The sequence below is a fragment of the Teichococcus vastitatis genome (assembly GCF_003604215.1).
GTDB lineage: Bacteria > Pseudomonadota > Alphaproteobacteria > Acetobacterales > Acetobacteraceae > Pseudoroseomonas > Pseudoroseomonas vastitatis.
Map to the genome: position 1 here is coordinate 1 of NZ_QXGS01000239.1, position 542 is coordinate 542.

Genomic DNA, 542 nt, shown 5'->3' on the forward strand with positions numbered 1-542 from the left:
CCGGACGGGACGGTGTTGCGCATCGGCGGCGTCGGGCAGGACGTCACCGAGCTGAAGCGGATCGAGGCGGCGCTGCGGGAGGAGGAGGCGCGGCAGAGGGCGCTGGTGGAGGGAATCCCGCAGCTTCTCTGGCGCTCGGACGAGGGCGGGCTGTGGACCTGGTCCAGCCCGCAATGGCGCGACTACACCGGGCAGGGCGAGGCACGAAGTCTCGGCTGGGGCTGGCTCGACGCGCTGCACCCCGAAGATCGGGACATCGCCCGTGAGGCCTGGCGCAAGGCCGGGCCGGCCGGCCTGCTGCAGTTCGATAGTCGCATCCGCCATGCCACCTCCGGCCGCTATGCCTGGTTCCAGACCCGCGGCCTGCCGGTGCGGGGCGATGACGGTAGGGCCGCCGAGTGGATCGGCTCCTGCACCGACATCGACGACCAGGTGCACGTGCGCGAGGTGCTAGCGCGCGCCGGCGAGGAGCTCGAGGCCCGCGTCGCCGAACGGACGGCCGAGCTGATGGCCACGGAAGAGAGCCTGCGCCAGGCACAGAA

The 542-nt window shown here is 72.3% G+C and carries 1 protein-coding gene; it reads left to right on the forward strand.

Annotated features, from left to right (window positions below; translation table 11 throughout):
* On the forward strand, nucleotides 1–542 hold a 542-nt coding region (locus tag D2K64_RS24100; protein ID WP_120010958.1), incomplete at both ends, for a PAS domain-containing protein.